This window comes from Nocardia sp. NPDC058666 (genome assembly GCF_042714895.1).
Taxonomy (GTDB): Bacteria; Actinomycetota; Actinomycetes; order Mycobacteriales; family Mycobacteriaceae; genus Nocardia.
Genome location: NZ_JBHXRY010000004.1, coordinates 108,321 through 128,006, shown reverse-complemented (window position 1 = coordinate 128,006; position 19,686 = coordinate 108,321). Strand labels below are relative to the sequence as shown.

The window sequence follows — 19,686 nt, the reverse complement described above, 5'->3', positions numbered from 1 at the left end:
AAGGCGAAGAGGGGGGGGGGGGTGGGGGGGGGGGGAGACTGAGAAGAAACAAACAAACCAACAAAAAAACAGCTTCGCCCCACGCTCCCTCTTTCCCCCCACGCCATCACTCAGTTTGCGGTGCGGTTGCGGTGCACCGCGGGAGATGCCGGACGCGCGGCGCGACGACGAGAACTCGTCGGCGTGTCGCCCGTGCGGGCGTGTCCGCCGCCGGTCACGGTCGGCTTCCGCGTGCGCGACTCGTGCGCCGGACGGTCACGGCGCGGGGCACCGCTACGACCCGGCTCGGCGGTCGGGGCGCCGGTGCGCGGACGACGGGTGCGACCGCCGCCTGCTGCCGAGCGCGTGGGCTGTGCGGGCGCGACCGGGGTGGCCAGGGCGATACCGCTGGGCTTGCGGGCGCCGGTGATCTCCACCAGGTTCCGGTCGCCGGGACGCACGTCCACACCGTCGGTCTGCACGCCCGCCTTGCGGGTCATCGCGGCGACGTCCTTGCGCTCCTCGTCGGTGACCAGCGTGACCACGACGCCGTCTTCACCGGCGCGCGCGGTGCGGCCCGCGCGGTGCAGGTACGCCTTGTGCTCGGCGGGCGGGTCGAAGTGCACGACCAGCGAGACACCGTCGATGTGGATGCCGCGGGCTGCGACATCGGTGGTGACCAGCACCGGCACCGACCCGTCGGCGAACGCCGCCAGGGTGCGGACCCGGTTGTTCTGGGCCTTGCCGCCGTGCAGCGAGCCCGCGTCGACACCGGCGCCGCGCAGCTGCTTGGCCAGGCGGTCGGCGCCGTGCTTGGTGCGCACGAACATGATGGTCAGACCGTCGCGGGCGGCGATCTCGGTGGCCACGGTGCGCTTGATGTTCTTGTCGCGCACGTAGAGCAGGTGGTGGGTCATGGTGCTGACCGAGGCCTCGGCGGGCGCGGTCGAGTGGGTGACCGGGTTGTGCATGTACCGCTTGACCAGCTTGTCCACGTCACCGTCGAGGGTGGCCGAGAACAGCAGACGCTGCCCCTGCTTGGGGGTGCGGTCCAGCAGACGGGTGACCTGCGGCAGGAAGCCCATGTCGGCCATGTGGTCGGCCTCGTCCAGCGCGGTGATCGTCACGTCGGACAGGTCGGCGTTGCGCTGCTTGATCAGGTCGTCCAGCCGACCCGGCGTCGCGATGAGCAGGTCGACGCCGCGTGCGAGGCGGTCGGCCTGACGCTTGATCGGCGCGCCACCGACGACGGAAGCCACGCGAAGGCCCAGCGAGCGGGCGCCTTCTTCGAGGGCCTTCTCGATCTGGGTCGCGAGCTCGCGGGTGGGCACCAGCACCAGGCCGCGCGGGCGGCCGGGCTTGGACTGGCCGCTCTGGGCCAGGCGGGTCAGCATCGGCAGGCCGAAGGCCAGGGTCTTGCCCGAGCCGGTGGGGCCGCGACCGAGCACGTCACGCCCGGACAGGGCGTCGCCGATGGTGGCGGCCTGGATGGGGAACGGCTTGTCGATGCCGGCGTTGCGCAGGGTCTGCACCAGTTCCACGGGCAGGCCGAGTTCGGCGAAGGTCGGTTCGTTGGACACAGCAGAGGTGGTCAAGTTGGCCTTTCGTTGGGCTGCGAATCGCGCCGAACGATGATCGGCGCCGATTACCCGAATACGCGCTTCGGCGTGAGCGGGGCGCGGCCCAGCAGGAAGGACCGGTCTCCCAGGATAGGCGTGTTCGGCCTCGGTTGGGTAAACAAGCTGGTCAGGTAAGTGGTTGTGGCAACGTCTGTTCCGTGATCGAACCGGGTCGCAGGTGTCGATCTTGTCGACCGGGAACGCTGCGAGAAACGGCGGTTGATCGCCAGGTCAGCCGTGGAACAGGCGACGCAATTCCTGCAGCCACGGCACCGCCACAGCCAGGGTCGGAACGACCAGAATCGCGGCCGAGCCGAGATAGGCGGCGGTGGCGACTCTCACGTCTCCGGTAGTAGTGGCCAGCCGTTGGATGCGAATGAGAGTGCTCGGTCCGCCCGCGGCCAGCGCGCCCTGCGGTGCGGTGGACTTGGCGCAGGCGATCAGCGCGCGCGCTAGGGGTTTGGGGCCGGTGACCTTGACCGCGGAGTCGTCGGCGAGCAGTTCGATCAGCAGTTTGACCTGGCCCAGTGCCGCTTTGCTGCGGACCACGCGGGGGAAGGCCTCGTGCACGGCGGTGAACGCCTCGAGCACCAGGTCGTGGCGGGCGCGCAGGTGGGAGCGTTCGTGGCTCACGATCGCGGTGACCTCGGCATCATCGAGGCTGGTCAGTGTGCCCTCGCTGATCACCACGCGTTGGCGAAGGCCGGGCAGGCAGTAGGCGATGGGTTCGGTGGCGGCCAGCACGCGGATATCGGCGGCGCGGCGCACCGGACCGCTCTGATCGAGCAGGTCGACGAGCATCCGATGACGGGAGCGGCGGCGTCGGGTGTGTACTCCGACGCGCACGATCGAGAACATCAACCGGGCACCGACCATCAGGGTCAGGGCGAAGACCAGCACATACAGCAACCACAGGGGCAGACCGAGCGCGTCGATCTCCTGGGTGGGCGAGGTGGTCGGCTTACCGTCGGGGCCGGGAACCAGCAGCAGACTGGCGATGGCCAAGCCGGAGCCGAAGGCGCTGAGCACGGCGGCCAGCGCGATGGCCTGCCACAACACCAGGGCCGCGCGTGGACTGCGATGCACCCAGGTAGCGCGACTCAACAACGCTGGTACCGGCCCTGCGAGAAGCAAGGCGAGGCCAGCGAAGACTGCCGCGGTTGCGTTCATCGACTCTGCTCACTGCGTTGTGGGGCGAGGTGGCGCTCACTCCATTGTGAGAGCCGCCAGGGAGTCTAGCCGCTGTTTTCGTCGGATTCGAGCTTTGCCAGGGCCTCGCGCAGTGCGTCGGCTTCGTCCTTGCCGACCTGTTCCACGAAGTGCACCAGCGCCGCGGCGCGACTACCTGCGGCGTCGGCCTGTTGCAGCGCGTCGACCATCAGGCTCGCGACCAGTTCGTCGCGGGTGTGAACCGGTGCGTATCGATGCGCGCGATCGTCGCGTCGCTGCACGACCAGATCTTTCTTCGCCAATCGTTGGAGCACCGTCATCACCGTGGTGTACGCGAGCTCGCGCCGCGCGGCCAGCGCTTCGTGGACCTGCCGCACCGTCAGTGGCTCATCGGCCGACCACAACTGGTCCATGACCGCTTTTTCGAGTTCGCCGAGACCTGCCATCCCACCGATTTTACGGCCTCAACGACAAACGTGCGTACTACAGTTTGTCGTAACCCGGTGTTTGCTGTGTGTCATTCGTCATACCCGACCGCGCCGCGCACGTGCCTGGTCCCGATCGGGACCACCATCGGCCGCCCAGACACCGGATCGGTGAGCACGGTGGCCTCGAGGCCGAAGACGTCGACGAGCAGTTCGGCGGTGACGATGTCGGCCGGTTTACCCTGCGCGACGATGCGACCCTCCTTCATGACCACGAGTTCGTCGCTGTAGCGGATGGCGAGGTTGAGATCGTGCAGCACCATCACCACCGTGCGACCGAATTCGGCGTGCAGGCGGTCGACCAGATCCAGGACTTCGAGGGAGTGCGCGAGGTCGAGGTAGGTGGTGGGTTCGTCCAGCAGCAGGATGTCGGTGCCCTGGGCCAGCGCCATGGAGATCCAGGCGCGTTGGCGTTGGCCGCCGGACAGTTCGTCGAGGCTGCGGTCGGCCAGGTCGGCGATGCCGGTGTGGGCCAGCGCGGCGGCGACCTCGGTCTCGTCGTCGGCGGACCACTGCCGCAACCAGGACTGATGTGGGTGACGTCCGCGCGCGACCAGGTCGGCCACGGTGAGCCCTTCGGGTGCCACGGGTGTCTGCGGCAGCATGCCCACCACCCGGGCCACGTCCTTGGTCTTCATCGACGAGATGGCTTTGCCGTCGAGTACGACCTGGCCGTCGCGCGGGCGCAGCAGCCTGCCCAGCGATTTCAGCAGGGTGGATTTGCCGCAGCCGTTGGGGCCGATGACGGTGGTGACCACGCCGGGGGCGATGTCGAGGCTGAGTTCGTCGACGATCACCCGGTCGCCGTAGCCGAGGGAAACGGCGTCGGCGGCGAGCCGGTGAACGGGGGTGGTCATGACAGCGTGGCCTTCCGGTTCATGCGCACGAGCAGGTAGAGCAGGAACGGTCCGCCCAGCGCGGCGGTGACGATACCGACCGGGAGGTCGACGGGTAGCAGGGTGCGGGAGACGATGTCGGCGCCCGCGACCAGGGCGGCACCGGTGAGGGCCGAGGCGATCAGCGGTTCGCCGGGGGTGCGCAGGGCCATCCGGGCGATTTGTGGGGCGGCCAGCGCGACGAACCCGACTGGGCCGACCGCCGCGGTCGCCACCGACGCCGCGACTACCGATGCGCCGATCAGAAGTGCCTGTTGCGACTGGATGCGCACCCCGAGTACTCGCGTGGATTCCTCGCCGAGGCGCAGCGCGGCCAGTGTTCGCGCGGACACCAGCGACACCACGGTCACGAGGGTCAACGCGATCGCCGCGGGCACGACGCTGGACATGTCGGCGGCGTTGAGTGAGCCGTTGAGCCAGAGTTGGGCGCGGGTGGCGTCGGTGAGGCTGGCGCGGGTGAGCAGCCAGCTGATCACCGACATCAGGACCGCGTTGACACCGATACCGATCAGGACCAAGCGGAATCCGGTGACGCCGCGTTCACCGGCGCGGCCACGTCCCCAGGCCAGCAGGTAGATGACGACGGCGGTGAGAAGTCCGCCGGTCAGGGCCGCAAGGGGTGTGCCGACGGTGGCGATCAGGCCGGTTGTCGCGCCGCCGCTACCGACCAGCACCGCGACCGCACCCACGCTGGCACCGGTGGTGATGCCGAGCACGTCGGGGCCGGCGAGGGGGTTGTGCAGGATCGACTGCATCAACGCGCCGGACAGTCCGAGCGCGGCGCCGACCACCACGGCGGTGAGTGCGCGGGGCAGGCGCGATTCGAGGATGATGAAGCGTTGCGATCGGGAACCGCCGCCGCCGAGGACATCGAGCACGCGGCCGAGGGGGATATGGGTGTCGCCGACGGCGATGTCGAGGCAGAACAGCAGCAGCACCGCGACGGCCAGCGTGAGCACGATGCCGAGCATCATCGGCCGAAGGACCAGTGACACGGGCCCGAAGCGCAACGCCGGACGAACTTTTCGCAGCTCGATCTCACTCACAGCGACACCAACTTCTTGCGGCGCACCAGCACGATGAAGAACGGCGCACCGACCGCGGCCAACATCACCCCGACCTGCAGTTCGCCCGGCCGCGCCACAACCCGTCCGGCGATATCGGCCACCAACAGCAACAACCCGCCCAGCAGCGCCGAGTACGGAATCAACCACCGGTTGTCGGGCCCGGTGATCGTGCGCGCGATATGCGGCACCACCAGCCCGAGGAACGCGATCGGCCCGACCGCCGCGGTGGCGGCACCGCTGAGCAGCACCACCGCGACCAACCCGAACGCCCGCGCCCGCCCCACATCCACGCCGAGCCCGCGCGCGACATCATCACCCAGGCTCAACAGGTTCAGCCCCGGCGCCGCCGCGATCGCCATCGCCAACCCGACCACCAGAAATGGCAGTACCTGCCAGAACACCCCGGCCTCGCGCCCGTTCACCGTGCCGACCACCCAGAACCGGTACGTGTCCAATGCCGCGTTGTCCAGCACGATCACCGCATTCGTCATCGCCTGCAAAAATGCAGTCACTGCGGCACCGGCCAGGATCAGGCTCAACGGGCTGGCTTTCCCGCCGCCGATCGAGGACACCCCGAACACGATCACCCCCGCGATCGCCGACCCGGCGAAGGCGAACCAGATGTACTGCGCGGGCGCGGTGAACCCGAAAACGAAGATGCTCAGCGCCGCCAGAAACCCGGCTCCCGCATTGAGTCCTAACAATCCGGCATCAGCGAGCGGATTCCGGGTATACCCCTGAATGAGCGCGCCCGCCACGCCCAACGCCATCCCGGCGACCAGGGCAAGTGCGGTGCGCGGCAGACGTAGCTCACGCACGATTTCCTCGGCGGTGGAGCGGGCCGGGCATCGGAACGGGCCGCCGTCACAGCCGAGACCGTGCATGAGCGCGTCGAACACCGTGGTCGGTGACAGCGAGCGAGTGCCGATGGCAATGCTGGCGACCACTGCCACGGTGAGCAACACAACGAGCAGAAGAAGCCCGGTCAGACGACGACGTCTGACGGCCCCAGGGTGAATCACGGCGACGAACTTCTCCTGCCTCGAACCGGACATGACATGTCGAGTCTGGTAAGCCTAACCTATGTTCCGAGACATCATCGTCACGGGAACCAACCGTTCGAGGAGGTTCGATGTCCGAGCCCGTCACCACCACGTCCGTGTCCACCGCCGCGTTCGACCGCGCCTGTGCCAGGTTGCAAGCCCTGCAACCCGAACATCCGCGCGTGTATGCCGTCGCGGCGATGAGCGGACAGGGTAAACGGCGATGGTGGCATATTCCGAACGGGCTGTCCGAGGGCCGCGTCGAACTGATGTATCGCAGGCACGCCGCGGAAATGATCAATGACGACATCGCCGCCGAAGTCGTGGCCACCGCACTCATCCACGCGGTCGCAGGCCGGGTGACCGCGCTGTTCGTGATGGACGCGCAGGCGTGGGATCCCGGTCGCGACAACCTGTGGATCCACCACGACAACGACGGCGGCATCGACTGGGCCGGGCTGACCGACACCACGATCCGGGTCGTGGATTGCGATCCCGAACCCGGTGCGGTCGCGTTTCCCTGTGAGGCGGCTATGGCGGTCTGGCTCGCGCAGCGGTGCGCCTCGTCGCTGATGCCGTTGCAGTCGGTGCTCACCCGGTGCTCGGGGCTGTCGGCTCGCCGTTTCTGGGCGCTGGTCGGTGAATCCGTTGTCGGTGCGGCTACGTACGTGCCCGATCTGGCTCGCGCGGATGCCGCCGCGGGGGCTCGCCGGGGCCAGTTGTTGCTCGGTGCGTTCGAGGAGCGGGGTCTTGCGGTGCGGCGCAGCAGCTGCCTGCAGCGGTAGCGGGTTGGACGGATGATCACCAGGCTCTGACGCAAGTATCGGCCGAGAAGGATTTTGCGTGGATGCCTGGTGATCGTGTGTCCAGGTTGGGTCCTGCCGGGTTCAGGTGCTGGTGGGCGCCGGAATGCCGAACGCGAGCAGGGCGGCGGCGAGTTCGCGGAAGGACGCGAGCAGAAGGTCGCCGTAGTGCTGCGGGTCGGGCATCATCGCGGCGTTCGTGGTGACCGCGATGACGATCTCGTCGCCTTGGGAGGTGATCAGGTGGCGCAGGCCGTCGCCGTCGAGGATCGGCAGTGAGCCGACGACGCGGGTGATCGGTCGGTCGCGGAAGGTGAGGGTGTCGGTCACCGGGGGGATGTTGCTGATGGTGGTGTTGCACAGCGGGACCGTGGGGGAGTCGTCGAAACGGCGTTGGGCTCTGGCCCAGCCCGCGGCGCGCAGCAGCAGGGCGGGTGCGGTTTCGACTAGGCGGTCGGTGCGCTGAACGACCGGGTGCCTGGTGCGCTTCTTGGCCGCGCCCGCGGAGTCTTTGATGGCGCGGAGTCGGGCGATCGGGTCGGCGATGTCGGTGTGCAGATCCACGATCATCTGGGTGAGCTGATTGGCTGAATCCCATTCGGCCACACCGCGCATCGACATCGGTACCATCGCCGCCAGCGAGCCGTCGGGTGTCTCGTCGTGTTCGGCCAGGTAAGTGGCCAACGCGCCCGCGATGGTGGTCAGCATCAGGTCGTTGACCGTGACGCGTTGTGGCGCTGCGGCTTTCGCTGCCAGTACTTCCTTCATGGGGATCGGCAGCAGGTGAAACGTCAACTCCGAGTGGATGTCTCGGTTGAACCTGGTTGCCGGGCGTAGGGGGACAGGTTCTTTCACCGATCCGGCGTCGAGCAGTGCCTGTAGTTCGTCCTGGGCCACCCGCGAGCGGCGCAGTCCGGCGACGAAACGCACCGGCGCGCACGTCAGCGCGCCGACTGTGCGCACGGCGGCGGCGATCGGCCGAGCTCGATCGAGCTGAACCGAAGGCGCGGATTTCGTGCCGAACAGTTGCTGTTCCAGCTCCCTGGTCGCGACGCCGTCGCCGACGCTGTGGTGGAACTTCAGCACCACGATCGTGGTCGCACCCGGCATCGCCGGCACGCCTTCTACCCCGTCCATGACATGGATCTCCCACGGCGGGCGCGTGAGATCCATTCGCGCCGAGGTAATTTCGGCGATTCGAGCGCGGGCGTCATCCCACGTTGCAGGCCGTGTCAACGTGATGTGCTCGCGTACCGACAGCGTGGGGTCGGGCACCCAGTACGGCAGATCCAGGTCCATCGGCACGCGCCGCAGGTGCCGAGAGAACAGCGCCGCGTGCCCGATGCTCGTGCGCGCCCAGGCCAGCGCCTGGTCGGTGGTCAACGCGGAGCGGCCCGAGGCGTCGGCGAAGTACACCGCGACGACATTGGACACGTGCCGGTCGGTCTCGTCGTAGACGAACACCGCGTCGCGGGGGCTCAGCCGCTGGGTGCCCACCCGCAGGTCAGCGCTCATATGCCCAGCGCCGTGGCCATCATGGGCCAGGAGGTGTGCAGGTCGTCTTCCCAATAGCCCCACGAATGGGTGCCGGTGGGCCGGATGTTGTAGGTGATGTTCGTGCGCCCGAGTTCGCGCGTGCGGTGCGCCAGACTGGCGGTGCAGTACGCGGTCGCGGCCTCGATGCCGCCGCCCACCAGCATCTGATTGGTGAGGATGTTCGACGGGTTCTTGCCGTTGATGTGCACGCGCGGATTGGTCAGCGTGTCGTGCGGGCCGGGCAGTCCGGTGCCCGCGGAGATGTAGATCGGAATATTGGGCAGGCGATGTGCCTGCACGTAGGGGTCGTGTTCGCGCCAGGTCGCGTCGTTGTCCGGGCCCCACATGTTCTCGGTGTTCCCGCCGCCCATGCGCACGACCAGGGAGACGAAGGCTTTGCCGATCGGGTCGCTGGTCATCGCGCAGCCGCTGTACGCGGACACGCTGCGGTAAAGGTCGGGCGCCTGAATCGCGAGATCGAGGACCGAGGTGCCCGCCATCGAGATGCCCGCCAGGGAGTTCTCGCCGGTGGTGTCGAACGCCGCGTCGATCACCGGCGGCAGTTCCTGGGTGAGGAACGTGGTCCACATGTTGTTGCCGTTGTTCTCGAGGTTCTTGGCCAGTCCCTCGTCGGGCCGCTGCCAGTCGGTGTAATAACTGAAGGCCCCCTCCATCGGGGTCACCACGTTGACGTGCTTGTCGGCGAAGAACCCGTCGGCATCGGTCTGACCTTGCCAGTTGGCCGCATCCTCGCCGCCGCCTGCGCCGTTGAGCAGATACAGCGTGGGGGCGGGGCGCGAGGTGTCGGTCGGTCGCAGCACGCGCAGGGAGATCGTGCGATCCATCGCGGGCGAGTAGACCTCGAGCTCGGTGACCTGGCCGGATGCGGTCTGGCTCACCAGTCGTGCGCCCGGTGTCGCCGACGCCTGCGCGCCGTCGATGAACACGGGCGTCGAGGCGATGGCCAGGGCACAGGCGGTCGACATGATGACGCGGAGCATTTCGTTGTTCATGGTGTTGCGAGCCTGCTGACTTCTCGGGCGGAAGCGGGGGCCGACCGATGGCCGACCCCCGTACCGCGCTGAAACTACGTGCGCTGGAACTACTTACCGGGGGTGGGCGTGCCACCGCTGAGGCTGATCAGTGCCTGGATGAACGGCAGGGCGGTGTTGCTGAGGCTGCCCGCAGCCGACGACAGTGGTTCGAAAAGGGAACCCATGTTTTTACTCCTGATGGTGAGGGGGAATTACGGGAAGAATGCCTGCGCCGAGCCGAGGAAGGTCGACAGCAGGTTGTCGCCCTCTTGCGCGGAACCCAGTCCCGAGATGGCGATCAAAAGCAGGTCGGTCAACGAGCCCATGTGTATTTCCTTGCCTGATGAGTGATGAAGATGTGTGCCACGCCCGCGATTACGGGGCGTACGGGCCGCCGCTCGCGCTGATCAGCGCATTGAGGAAAGGCGTCACGGCCGCACTGAGACTGCCAGTGCCGGTCGCGAGAAATTCGTACAACGATCCCACGTGTTACTCCTGAGAGGTATTGATGCAGCCCTGCGGCTGAACGACGGTGCCCACGGTTGGCGAATTACGCGAAGAACCCAGCCAGCGAGCCCATGAACGTCGGGAGCAATGTATCGGCCACCGCGAGCGAGCCGTACCCCTCCAGGAAGGCTGTGAGCAGCTCTTGGAATGAGCCCATGATCTTTCTCCTTGCATTCGCTACCAGATGTGACGCCGGTAACGTAGCGCCGTTGGCGAGGAGTGGCAACCGGGCGTTTCACTCACTTGGATTCGTTCATTTTTTTCTTCCTGATGGAAGCTGCTCGGCGCTTGCCCTCGTGAGTCGTCACACTGCATGTGACCAGTAGTTACTGCGACTGCGTGAAACAGGTATATCCGGTACTGCCAGTACTGGGCGTGTTTAGGTGCATCTGTCAAGGGGGATAGATCTGTCTTGACGGGCCGGTCGGTTCGTTCGGCGTCATAACTGAGGGGACGCTGGTGGGCGACGAAGCCCGTTCGGCAAATTTGATGACCTGCCACGCCCACGTCGCGGGAAGAAATGCATATTTGCTATGAAAAGTGGAGATTTGGCGAAAGTCTCGGGCGGTGATCAATTCCCCTGATTCGAGCTCCGCCAGATTCGCGCGGGAATTCCGGTGACCAGATCGCGACGGCGCAATACCTGGATCCGCCACGGCTGCAGCCGCAGCACCGCGAATTCGGGATCGGTCGGCCCGCGCCAGAATTGACCGGGGTCATAACCCGCACCCGGCGGGCTGCCGTGGCGGTACAGGTCCCAGACGTGTTCGCGTTCGGCGGGGTCGTCGGTCCAGGTGGCCACGGTGTCGACCGAGACCGTGTTCTGGGCCGGGCTCCAATAGGAAAAGGTGACGTGTGGATTTCCCGCGATATGCGCGGCTTTCACCGGCGTGCGATAGGTGCCGAGCCAGCCGAGGGGTTGTTCGGAATCGGTCTCCCACACCGGGATCAGCACTCGTGACCGTGGCCGGCCTTTGGTGTCGACGGTGGTCATGGTGGCGTAGTTGATCGCGCCGACGATGCTGTCGAAGTCGGGTTTGATATCGGCGAAGGTGTGGACGTGGGCGCGGCTTCTGGTGCTGTCGGTGTGTGTCATGGGTTCACCGTGCCGGGGCGGGCTTCGGAGGAACTCAGGGTCGACTCGAGGTCTGCGCTCAGGGGTTCGCGGGTTGCGCTGTGTGCAGGGTGGTGGGGTCCAGCGTGCGGCCCGTGGCGAGTTCGGTCGATAGGGGCAGTGCCCCGATGTCGGCGATGATGCGGGCTTCGATGCGGTCGACATCGCCGCGTTCGGCATCGGGCAGTGGGGCGCCGGTGGACCGGCGGAGGGCGTCGGCGGCGCCGAGAAGGTGGGCGGCGTGCGTGGAATGCCCTGCCAGCGAACGGGATCCGGCCAGACCTTCCAGCGCCAGTGCGTGGGCGCGTGGGTCGCCCGTGCGCAGGGCGCTGTCGAGGCCGCGCAGGTGCAGCTGTTCGGCTTCGATGGCGTCGCCGGACAATTCGGCGGTGAAGCCCAGTTCGGCGAGGATCAGCGCGGCGCCGAAGTGCGACCCGGCGCGTAGATGCCAGTCCAGCCACGCGCCGAGGTATTCGCGGGCGGCGGGCAAGTCACCTCGGCGCCGGGCGACCAGGCCGAGGCCGAGAACGGCGGACTCCTCCCCGACGAGGTGGCCCTGGTCCACGGCGACCTGACGGGCGCGTTCGTGCAGTTCGGCGCTGTGCTCGAGCTCGCCGCGCAGTAACGCGAGCCGACCCAGCGAGGTGAGTCGTTCGCCGACTTCGGTCCACAGGCCCAGTTCTTCGGCGGTGGTCAGGGCGGCGCGGTGGTAGTCGCGGGCGGCGTCGAGGTCGCCGGTGACTTCGGCGTGGCTGCCGAGCAGGAAGTCCGCGATGCCCTGGCCCCAGCGGTCACCGGTGCGGGCGAACAGGTCCCTGCTGCGTCGCGCGTGCTCGCACAGTCCGGTCAGGTCGCCGCGGCCGAACGCCTCGCGCGCCAGTGACGCCGAGGCGGCCGCGACGCCCCAGTCGTCGTCGGCGAAGGCGATGAGCAGGTCCGCGGCGTCGTCCATGTCCTGGTGGGCGGCGAAGCCGGAGTGCGCGTGGGCGAGGTACCAGCGCGCGCGCAGTTCCGCGGGGCCGGGACGTGGCGCGGGGTGGTGCGTGGGTTCCGCCGACCGGGTGCCCGCTGATTCGGCATGGCCCGCGCCCAATGCCAACGCCCGGCGCCACAGCAGGGCGACCCGACGTGCGGTCGGGTCGGTGTCGCCGGGCACCGCGAGGGCGACGTCCAGGGATCGGATGCCCTCGGCCAGCCGTCCCCGCATCACCCAGTACCAGGCCAGGGCGTTGACCAGGCGTAACGCGTCAGCGGATCTGCCTGCGGCACGGGCTGTTTCGAGTGCTCGGCGCAGATCGGGGGACTCGGTGTCCAGGCGGGACAGCCAGCGGCGTTGGTCGGCGGTGCGCAGGTGTCGGTCGGCGCGGTCGGCGAAGTCGAGGTAGTAGGCGAGATGTCGCAGGCGCGTGGGGGATTCCGCACCGCTGTCACGCAATCGGTCGACACCGTAGGCGGCGATCGATTTCAGCAGCCGGAAGCGCGGGCGAACATCGGTGGTGGGGGCGATGATCAGGGACCGATCGACCAGTCGCGCGAGGATTTCCGCGACATCTCCGGTCGCGATACTGCCGCCCGCGCTGACCGCCTCCGCCGACTCTAGAGTCGCGCCGTCGGCGTGAACCGAGAGTCGTTGCAGCACTGTGCGTTCGGCGTCATCGAGCAGTTCCCAGCTCCAATCGATCACCGCGCGCAAGGTGCGCTGCCGATCCGGCGCGTCCCGATAACCGGCCGACAGCAGGGTGAATCGGTCGTCGATGCGTTCAGCGAGGGTGTGTACGCCCAGCGCGCGAACCCGAGTGGCCGCCAGTTCCAGCGCCAGCGGCAGTCCGTCGAGGTGGGCGACGATGGTGGCGATCGCGGCGGCATTGTCTTCGGTGACGGTGAAACCGGGCGTACTCGATCGGGTGCGCTCGACGAAAAGCTGTGCGGCGGAGGAGAGTTGCAGGTCGGCCACCGATGTGAAGTCGGCCGCGTCTGCGGTCCGCAGTGCGTCGGAAACGGCCAGCGGTGACACCGGCCAGATGTGTTCGCCGGCGATGTTCAGTGGCACCTGGCTGGTGACCAGTACCCGCAGTTCGGGTGCGGCGGCGAGCAGGCGTGACACGACCCTCGCGGCCGCATCGGCGACGTGCTCACCGTTGTCCAGCACGAGCAACAGTTGCTTGGCGCGCACCGTCTCGGCGAGATGACTCAATTGAGAACCATTGTCCGGCACCGGGAATGGACTCGACGGGGCCGAATCGTCACGAACCTCGAATGCGGCCGCGACAACTTCGGTGAGCGCTCGCAACGCGTTATCCGGATCGCTGTCCACACACAGCCCCGCCAGCTCGACGAACAGCAGGCCGTCACGCGCGGGATATGTTGCGGCACTGGCTAATGCGAGCCGAGTCTTTCCCACGCCACCCGGCCCGACGAGCGTTACCAGCCTTTCGACGCCCAGCAGCGCGCCGATCGCCGCGAGATCGTCCTCGCGCCCGATCAACGAGGTAGCCGGAACGGGCAGATCGCGACGCGGCGTCACCGGCGCCGCGGCAGGCCGAACCGGTGCACCCAGAGCCGGATCCTGTTCCAGCACAGCACGATGCAACGCGGCCAGCTCCGGGCTGGGGTCCAGGCCGAGCTCCTCGGCGAGATGATCGCGCAACCGCCGGTAGGAGTCCAGGGCCTCCCCGTGCCGCCCCGATCGGTACAGCGCGAGCATGTGCGCGCCACGCAAACGTTCACGCAGCGGATGCGATTCGGTGAGCTCGCCGAGTTCGTCGGCGACCGCATCGTGGTCGCCCAGCGCGATGCGGGCCTGCGCGTGGTCCTCGACGGCGGTCAGTCGCTGCTCCTCGAGACGCAGCACCGGGATTCGCGCGAAGTCGTGATCGGCCAGATCGGCGAGCACATCCCCACGCCACAAGGCCAGCGCTTCGGCGAGAAGTGTTGCGCGAGTGCTGATGTCGTCGGTGTCGCGGGCGCGGCGCAGCAACTGCTGGAACACCTGGGAGTCCACCGAGCCCGCGGCCACGTCCAGGAGATAGCCGGGGGAGCGCGACACCAGCAGTTCCCGGCCGCCTGCTTCGGCGTCGCCGAGCACGCGCCGCAATTGCGAGGCGCGGGTCTGCAGCGACCCGGCGGGATTGGCGGGCAACGCCGTACCCCACAGGTCGTCGACGAGCCGGTCGGCGGGCACGACCCGTCCCGGTTCCACCAGCAGCGCCGCGAGCAGCACCCGCACTTTGAGCTCTGGAATGCGGACCGGGCGCGCGTCGTCGGTCCATACCGCCAACGGCCCCAGCACTCCGAAACGCATGTCACCCACCCTAAACGGGTGCGCACGGCACGACAGCTCGAGGCCGTCTGGAGTCGACCCGAAGGGATTCCGAAGCCCGCCCCGGCAAGGTCGGTCCCAGTTCGCATCATCGCCGAAAGGGAACCTCCTGATGTCCGAGTTCACCGAAATCCCCGAGCGGGCAGGCACCCGCCAATGGCTGGGCCTTGCGGTCCTGCTGCTGCCCACGGTCCTGCTGTTCCTGACCATGACCGTGCTGTTCCTCGCCACCCCGTACATCGCCGCCGACCTGTCACCGGGCAGCGGTCAACTGTTGTGGATCAACGACATCTACGGCTTCGTCATGGCCGGATTCCTGGTCACCATGGGCACCCTCGGCGACCGACTCGGTCGACGTCGACTACTGCTGGCCGGTGCGGCGCTGTTCGGTCTGGCGTCGGTGCTCGCGGCCTTCGCGCCGAACGCGGAAATGCTGATCACCGCGCGTGCGGTGATGGGTTTGGGTGCGGCCGCGGTCATGCCCGCCACCCTGTCGCTGATCACCACCATGTTCCGTGACGACCGGCAGCGCGCCACCGCGATCGGTCTGTGGGCCGCGTCGGTGTCGGCCGGTGTGGCACTGGGCCCGCTGCTGGGCGGGCTGATGTTGGCGTCGCTGTGGTGGGGTGCGTCGATGCTGATCGGCGTGCCGGTGATGGCATTGGTGGTTCTCGCGGTGCCGTTCCTGATCCCCGAATACCGTGCGCCACAGGCGGGTCGGATCGATCCGCTCAGCGTCGCGCTGTCGTTGGCCGCGCTGCTGCCGTTCGTGTACGGCGTGAAGAAGCTGGCCGAAACCGGTGCCACGGTCGAATCGCTGCTGCCCCTGGTCGCCGGTGTGGTGTTCGCGGTGACGTTCGTCCGCAGGCAACTGCGCCTGCCCGACCCGATGCTCGACGTGCGCCTGTTCACGAACCGCACCTTCAGTGGTTCGCTGAGCGTGTACATGCTCGCCGCCATCGCTCTGGGCGGGGTGTACCTGCTGTTCACCCAGTACCTGCAAATGGTCGCCGCCCAGTCGCCGCTGCAGGCGGGCCTGTGGATCCTGCCCGCCGCGATCGGCCTGGTCATCGTCTCCACACTCACCCCCGCCATCGCCGCCCGAGTCCGCCCCGCCTACCTGATCGCCGCCGGCCTGGCAGTGTCAGCAGTGGGTTACCTGGTCCTGGCGCAGGTCGACAGCGTCGGCGGCCTGCCGCTGCTCATCGTCGGTTTCTACATCCTCTACCCCGGCATCGCCCCGGCCATGGCACTGATCCCCGGCCTGGTCATGGGCGCGGCCCCACCGGAGAAGGCGGGCGCGGCGTCGGCGGTGGAAAGCACCGCCAGCGACCTCGGCGTCGCCCTGGGCGTGGCCTTGCTGGGCAGCGTGGGTGCCGCCGCCTACCGCGCCGGAATGTCGGATGCCGACGGAGCAGCCTCCGAAACCCTCTCCGGCGCACTGAGTTCCGCAGAAACCCTGCCCGCCGACCTGGCCGAATCGATGATCGCCGCAGGCCGAGAAGCCTTCACCAACGGCCTTAACGCCGCCTCCTGGACCGCCGCGGCGCTGTCAGCCGCGGGCGCGGTGCTGGCAGTGACGTTGCTGCGCCGAATCCCGGCCGGCGCAACCTCGGAACCTGAACCAGCGGTAAGCATTTCAACCGATACTGTCGACCGCCCCACCGTCACCGCCTGATCCTCGACATCTCCCGCAGTCCGCAGCACCGGTCAGCCGCCGCTGCGGACTGCTGCGTGGTCTGAACATCACCGGGATAACCGATCGGGGAAGGTTCGACCGGTGACCACCATCAGTAGCTGGGCAGCGGTGCCGGAGATCGGGGTGCCGGCGCCCGCCGTCCACGTCGCGTCGGTGGTGGTCAATTCGTATCCGGCGAGGCGTGTTCGCGCGTGAAACGGCGAACCCATCGTCCAGACGCGCTCGAGAGACATTCGTGCGGCTTCCGGTGGCATCACTCGGTCGATGCCGAGTGGGACGGCGATGTCCTGACCGTGCACCAGCAGGTCCATCAGGCGATCGATCGGTGTGGTGCCGATCGGCGTGGCCCGGGAATCGACGGTGCCTCGGAGTTCGGACAGCAACTCGGCAGTGGGTGTTCGGTCGGCATGGCGAACCGCCGTGTCATGGATGAGGCGGTCTGTATTACCGTGCGCGCGAACCAGATTCACCACCAGGGAGGCGATCGTGATGCGGGTGGCGAGCACCAGGTGGGCGACCACATCTCTTACCCGCCAGCCCTCACACAGTGACGCGGTGTCCCATGCCGATTCGGGCAGGTTTTCGAGCAGGGCGACCAGGGTGGCGCGTTCCTCGGCCACCGCCTGCCAGATCGTGTCTTCGGTGGTGTGTTGTCCGGTCATGGTCGGGTCTCCTTCGCGTGGCGTTCTCGGTACCGTAGGAGCTCCACCAGGGTGGAGGTGCCAGTGGAAGTGACTCGGATCACACATCTGACGATCGGGGAGGTCGCGGCCAGAACCGGCGTCGCGGTGCGCACGATCCGGTTCTATTGCGACGCGGGACTTTTGGATGTCGCGCGCACAGCCACCGGGCATCGGATATTCGGTCCTGAGGCGGTGGATCGACTGATGCTGTTGCGCAGGCTGCGGTCGTTCGGCGTCGGCTTGGCCGCGATCGAGGACGTGCTGACCGGCACCCGTTCGATCGCGGAGGTGATCGCCGCCGAACGCGCCGCCGTCGACGACGAACTCGCCGCCCTGTACCGCCGCCGGGCTCTGTTGCACGCTGTCGAGTCGGCAGCGCCTGACACGCACTGCGACCAACTGAATCTGATTGCCGCGGTGGTGGATCCACGCGCGGCCCGGGACGTGCTGGTCACGTTCTGGCGCCGTCAGCTCGCCCCGCTACCGGCCTCGGCCATCGACGGCTTCCTCGGCATGAACGTCCCCGAGTTGACCTCTGACGCCCGCGCCGACGATCTGATCGCCTACGCGGAACTCATTGCGACAGTGTCGAACCCGGGTCTTTCCCGTTCCATGTACGACACCATCCGCCACCGCAGCACCCCCGGCGTCCGTGACGAACGCCGCCTGCTGCTCGACGTAGCGGACGCCTGCATCGCGGTCGCACCCCTGGTCGCCGCGGGTCGAACCCCCGCACCCGGCGCGGAACTGGACCACTACGTCAACATCCACGCCACCGCCCGCGCCCGTCGCGACACCCCGACATTTCGCCGCCAACTCCTCACCGACGCCGCGGGCGCCGACCACCGAGTCCGCCGATACTGGCACCTGACAACCACTCTCACCGGCGAACCCGTCACCTCCGGCGCCGCCCAACTCTGGCTGTTCGACGCCCTCGCCGCCTCGGTACGAAAAAGGGAGGCCGGTGTGCCGGCCTCCCTTTCGTGAATTCGGAACTCAGGCAACAACTTCGACGATGTCGCCCGGTTGCAGCCAATCGTAGTGCGCCTTCGCGCCTTCCGGCGTCAACCGGATGCAACCGTGGGACTGCTCCTCGGTCGGTCCGATGTGATAGGCGATGTCACCGTTGAAGAACACCGCGTACTCCATGGGCGCGTTGTGCAAAGTGCTCCAGTGGAACGGCTTCTTGAACGCCACCTTGAACACTCCGGGCGGCGTTTCGTACCCGGGACGGCCGTGCGACATCGGGCTGGGCCCGAAGGTGACCTTCCCTTCGTCCATCAACCACGCGTTGTTGGTTGACAACTGCAGGCACGCACGGGCTTTCTCGCTGCACGGCGCCACCACCGGTTCGGGCGGCGGCGGGGGAACGATGGCGGGCACGCCGGGCACATCGGGCCCGCCCGGCCACAGTGGTTCGGCCTGCACGGGCGCTGTGACCGCGGCCCCGACGACCGCCGCACACATCGCCGCCTGCACGGCCCACCGGGGAATTCGACTGCTACTCACGAAATCTTGCCTCTCTCGCCGCGCTCACGCTGGCCGTCGAACGCCCAGAACATGAGCTATCACCATCGACACAAGCCTCGGAACCACATAGAGGTACAGCGATCATGGAGTATTGCGATCGTGTTGAGCAAACCCGGGGTGGGGCTACCGGCGCGTCACTTGTCGAAGTGCCGCCGCGAGGTCTCGATATCGGCGAGGTAGCGCTGGGTCCACGCACACATGGAGTCCACTGTTGTGCGCAGTCCGCGGCCGGGTTCGGTGAGCCGGTACTCCACGCGCGGTGGGACCGTGGGGAATACGGTGCGTTCGAGCAAGCCGTTGCGTTCCATCATGCGCAGGTTCTGGGTGAGCATCTTGTGGCTGATGCCGTCGATGCCGTTGCGCAGTTCGCTGAACCGCAGGGTCTGGTCGCCGAGCGTTTCGATGATGAGCAGGGCCCATTTGTTGGCGATATCGGAGAAGATCTCGCGCGCCAACGAGTCGGCGCGGCCGATGTCGGCATCCTCGGGCAGGCCGCTGAGCTGCTGGGTAACCATCGGGTTCCTCCGTTTCGAAAAAGTGCGTTCTTCCACGTCAGCGATCACTCTCCTATGGTTACTGAGGAACCGCAAGTGACTGAGTGAAAGTAGGAAGCAATGTCCATCACCCTGGTGAACCCGAAGGATCTGCCCGCGATCGACCTCTACCGTCAGGTGGCGGTGGCGACCGGTTCGCGCACGGTGTACATCGCGGGGCAGGTGTCGTGGGATGCCGACGGGAAGACGGTCGGCGCGGGCGATCTCGCGGCCCAGGTCGCGCAGTCCTATCGCAATGTCGGTATCGCGCTGGCGGAGGTCGGGGCGACGTTCCCCGACGTGGCGAAGCTGACCGTCTACGTGGTCGACTGGACCCCGGACAAGATGGGCGCGTTCGCGGAGGGGCTGAGCAGGGTCGCCGCGGAGCTGGGGGTGACGCCCGTGGCTCCCGGCACGCTCATCGGTGTCGCGGCCCTGTCCGACCCCGACCACCTCGTCGAGGTCGAGGCGATCGCCGTGCTGGAGTGACGCACTTGACAACTTAGGTAAGCCTGACCTACTCTGATCTCGGCGTACGGATGAGCCGGTGGTCCCGAGGGCTGCGGTCGACCCCCTCACCCTGCCGGGGGGGGGGGGGGGTTGCCCTCCGGCGCCACCCCCTCCCCCCCCCCCCCTCCCCCCCCCCCCCCCCCCCTCTTTCACCCCCCC

The 19,686-nt window shown here is 67.7% G+C and carries 17 protein-coding genes; 4 read left to right on the top strand and 13 right to left on the bottom strand.

The window, feature by feature from the left end; translation table 11 throughout:
• Positions 1–110 precede the first annotated feature (110 nt).
• The 6 genes from ACFWVD_RS12225 to ACFWVD_RS12200 all read right to left on the bottom strand — a co-directional run bounded on the left by ACFWVD_RS12225 (position 111) and on the right by ACFWVD_RS12200 (position 6,271).
• Complete coding sequence (locus ACFWVD_RS12225; RefSeq protein WP_379242098.1) at positions 111–1,574, bottom strand: DEAD/DEAH box helicase; 1,464 nt, start codon at positions 1,572–1,574, stop codon at positions 111–113.
• 255 nt (positions 1,575–1,829) lie between these two features.
• The gene (locus ACFWVD_RS12220; protein ID WP_379242097.1) at positions 1,830–2,768 is read right to left on the bottom strand and encodes a M48 family metalloprotease; all 939 of its coding nucleotides are present in this window, start codon (positions 2,766–2,768) and stop codon (positions 1,830–1,832) included.
• 65 nt (positions 2,769–2,833) lie between these two features.
• A complete protein-coding gene (locus ACFWVD_RS12215) occupies positions 2,834–3,223 on the bottom strand; it encodes a BlaI/MecI/CopY family transcriptional regulator (protein ID WP_281220972.1) in 390 nt (129 codons plus the stop codon).
• Between the two features lie 62 nt (positions 3,224–3,285).
• Entirely contained in the window at positions 3,286–4,110 is an 825-nt protein-coding gene (locus tag ACFWVD_RS12210; protein ID WP_379242096.1) for an ABC transporter ATP-binding protein, read from the bottom strand.
• Complete coding sequence (locus tag ACFWVD_RS12205) at positions 4,107–5,123, bottom strand: FecCD family ABC transporter permease (protein ID WP_379242472.1); 1,017 nt, start codon at positions 5,121–5,123, stop codon at positions 4,107–4,109. The genes ACFWVD_RS12210 and ACFWVD_RS12205 overlap by 4 nt, the downstream gene beginning before the upstream one ends.
• A gap of 68 nt (positions 5,124–5,191) precedes the next feature.
• Entirely contained in the window at positions 5,192–6,271 is a 1,080-nt protein-coding gene (locus ACFWVD_RS12200) for a FecCD family ABC transporter permease (RefSeq protein WP_379242095.1), read from the bottom strand.
• Between the two features lie 77 nt (positions 6,272–6,348).
• Here ACFWVD_RS12200 and ACFWVD_RS12195 point away from each other — a divergent pair, with 77 nt between their 5' ends.
• Entirely contained in the window at positions 6,349–7,044 is a 696-nt protein-coding gene (locus ACFWVD_RS12195) for a hypothetical protein (RefSeq protein WP_379242094.1), read from the top strand.
• 102 nt (positions 7,045–7,146) lie between these two features.
• Here the strand turns inward: ACFWVD_RS12195 and ACFWVD_RS12190 are convergent, their stop codons facing one another.
• The 4 genes from ACFWVD_RS12190 to ACFWVD_RS12175 all read right to left on the bottom strand — a co-directional run bounded on the left by ACFWVD_RS12190 (position 7,147) and on the right by ACFWVD_RS12175 (position 14,554).
• Entirely contained in the window at positions 7,147–8,577 is a 1,431-nt protein-coding gene (locus ACFWVD_RS12190) for a wax ester/triacylglycerol synthase family O-acyltransferase (protein WP_379242093.1), read from the bottom strand.
• Positions 8,574–9,611: an alpha/beta hydrolase gene (locus ACFWVD_RS12185; protein ID WP_379242092.1), complete on the bottom strand. Its 1,038-nt coding sequence runs from the start codon at positions 9,609–9,611 to the stop codon at positions 8,574–8,576. The genes ACFWVD_RS12190 and ACFWVD_RS12185 overlap by 4 nt, the downstream gene beginning before the upstream one ends.
• Before the next feature lie 1,099 nt (positions 9,612–10,710).
• On the bottom strand, positions 10,711–11,235 hold the full coding sequence (locus ACFWVD_RS12180; protein ID WP_379242091.1) for a pyridoxamine 5'-phosphate oxidase family protein: 525 nt from the start codon (positions 11,233–11,235) through the stop codon (positions 10,711–10,713).
• A gap of 58 nt (positions 11,236–11,293) precedes the next feature.
• On the bottom strand, positions 11,294–14,554 hold the full coding sequence (locus ACFWVD_RS12175) for a BTAD domain-containing putative transcriptional regulator (RefSeq protein WP_379242090.1): 3,261 nt from the start codon (positions 14,552–14,554) through the stop codon (positions 11,294–11,296).
• A 130-nt stretch (positions 14,555–14,684) separates the two neighbouring features.
• Here ACFWVD_RS12175 and ACFWVD_RS12170 point away from each other — a divergent pair, with 130 nt between their 5' ends.
• On the top strand, positions 14,685–16,250 hold the full coding sequence (locus ACFWVD_RS12170) for an MFS transporter (protein WP_379242089.1): 1,566 nt from the start codon (positions 14,685–14,687) through the stop codon (positions 16,248–16,250).
• A gap of 68 nt (positions 16,251–16,318) precedes the next feature.
• Here ACFWVD_RS12170 and ACFWVD_RS12165 read toward each other — a convergent pair whose 3' ends face one another.
• Positions 16,319–16,933 carry a maleylpyruvate isomerase family mycothiol-dependent enzyme gene (locus ACFWVD_RS12165; protein ID WP_379242088.1) on the bottom strand — a complete coding sequence of 205 codons (615 nt, stop codon included), beginning with the start codon at positions 16,931–16,933 and terminating at the stop codon, positions 16,319–16,321.
• Between the two features lie 69 nt (positions 16,934–17,002).
• Between ACFWVD_RS12165 and ACFWVD_RS12160 the strand changes: the two genes are divergently transcribed.
• Complete coding sequence (locus ACFWVD_RS12160) at positions 17,003–17,941, top strand: MerR family transcriptional regulator (protein ID WP_379242087.1); 939 nt, start codon at positions 17,003–17,005, stop codon at positions 17,939–17,941.
• Positions 17,942–17,950: 9 nt separating this feature from the next.
• Here ACFWVD_RS12160 and ACFWVD_RS12155 read toward each other — a convergent pair whose 3' ends face one another.
• Together ACFWVD_RS12155 and ACFWVD_RS12150 are read right to left on the bottom strand one after the other, a co-directional pair.
• Positions 17,951–18,463 carry a L,D-transpeptidase gene (locus ACFWVD_RS12155; RefSeq protein WP_379242086.1) on the bottom strand — a complete coding sequence of 171 codons (513 nt, stop codon included), beginning with the start codon at positions 18,461–18,463 and terminating at the stop codon, positions 17,951–17,953.
• A gap of 155 nt (positions 18,464–18,618) precedes the next feature.
• Positions 18,619–18,999 carry a winged helix-turn-helix transcriptional regulator gene (locus ACFWVD_RS12150; RefSeq protein WP_379242085.1) on the bottom strand — a complete coding sequence of 127 codons (381 nt, stop codon included), beginning with the start codon at positions 18,997–18,999 and terminating at the stop codon, positions 18,619–18,621.
• 99 nt (positions 19,000–19,098) lie between these two features.
• On the opposite strand from ACFWVD_RS12150, the gene ACFWVD_RS12145 reads away from it, so the two are divergent.
• Complete coding sequence (locus ACFWVD_RS12145) at positions 19,099–19,506, top strand: RidA family protein (RefSeq protein ID WP_379242084.1); 408 nt, start codon at positions 19,099–19,101, stop codon at positions 19,504–19,506.
• Positions 19,507–19,686: the final 180 nt, after the last annotated feature.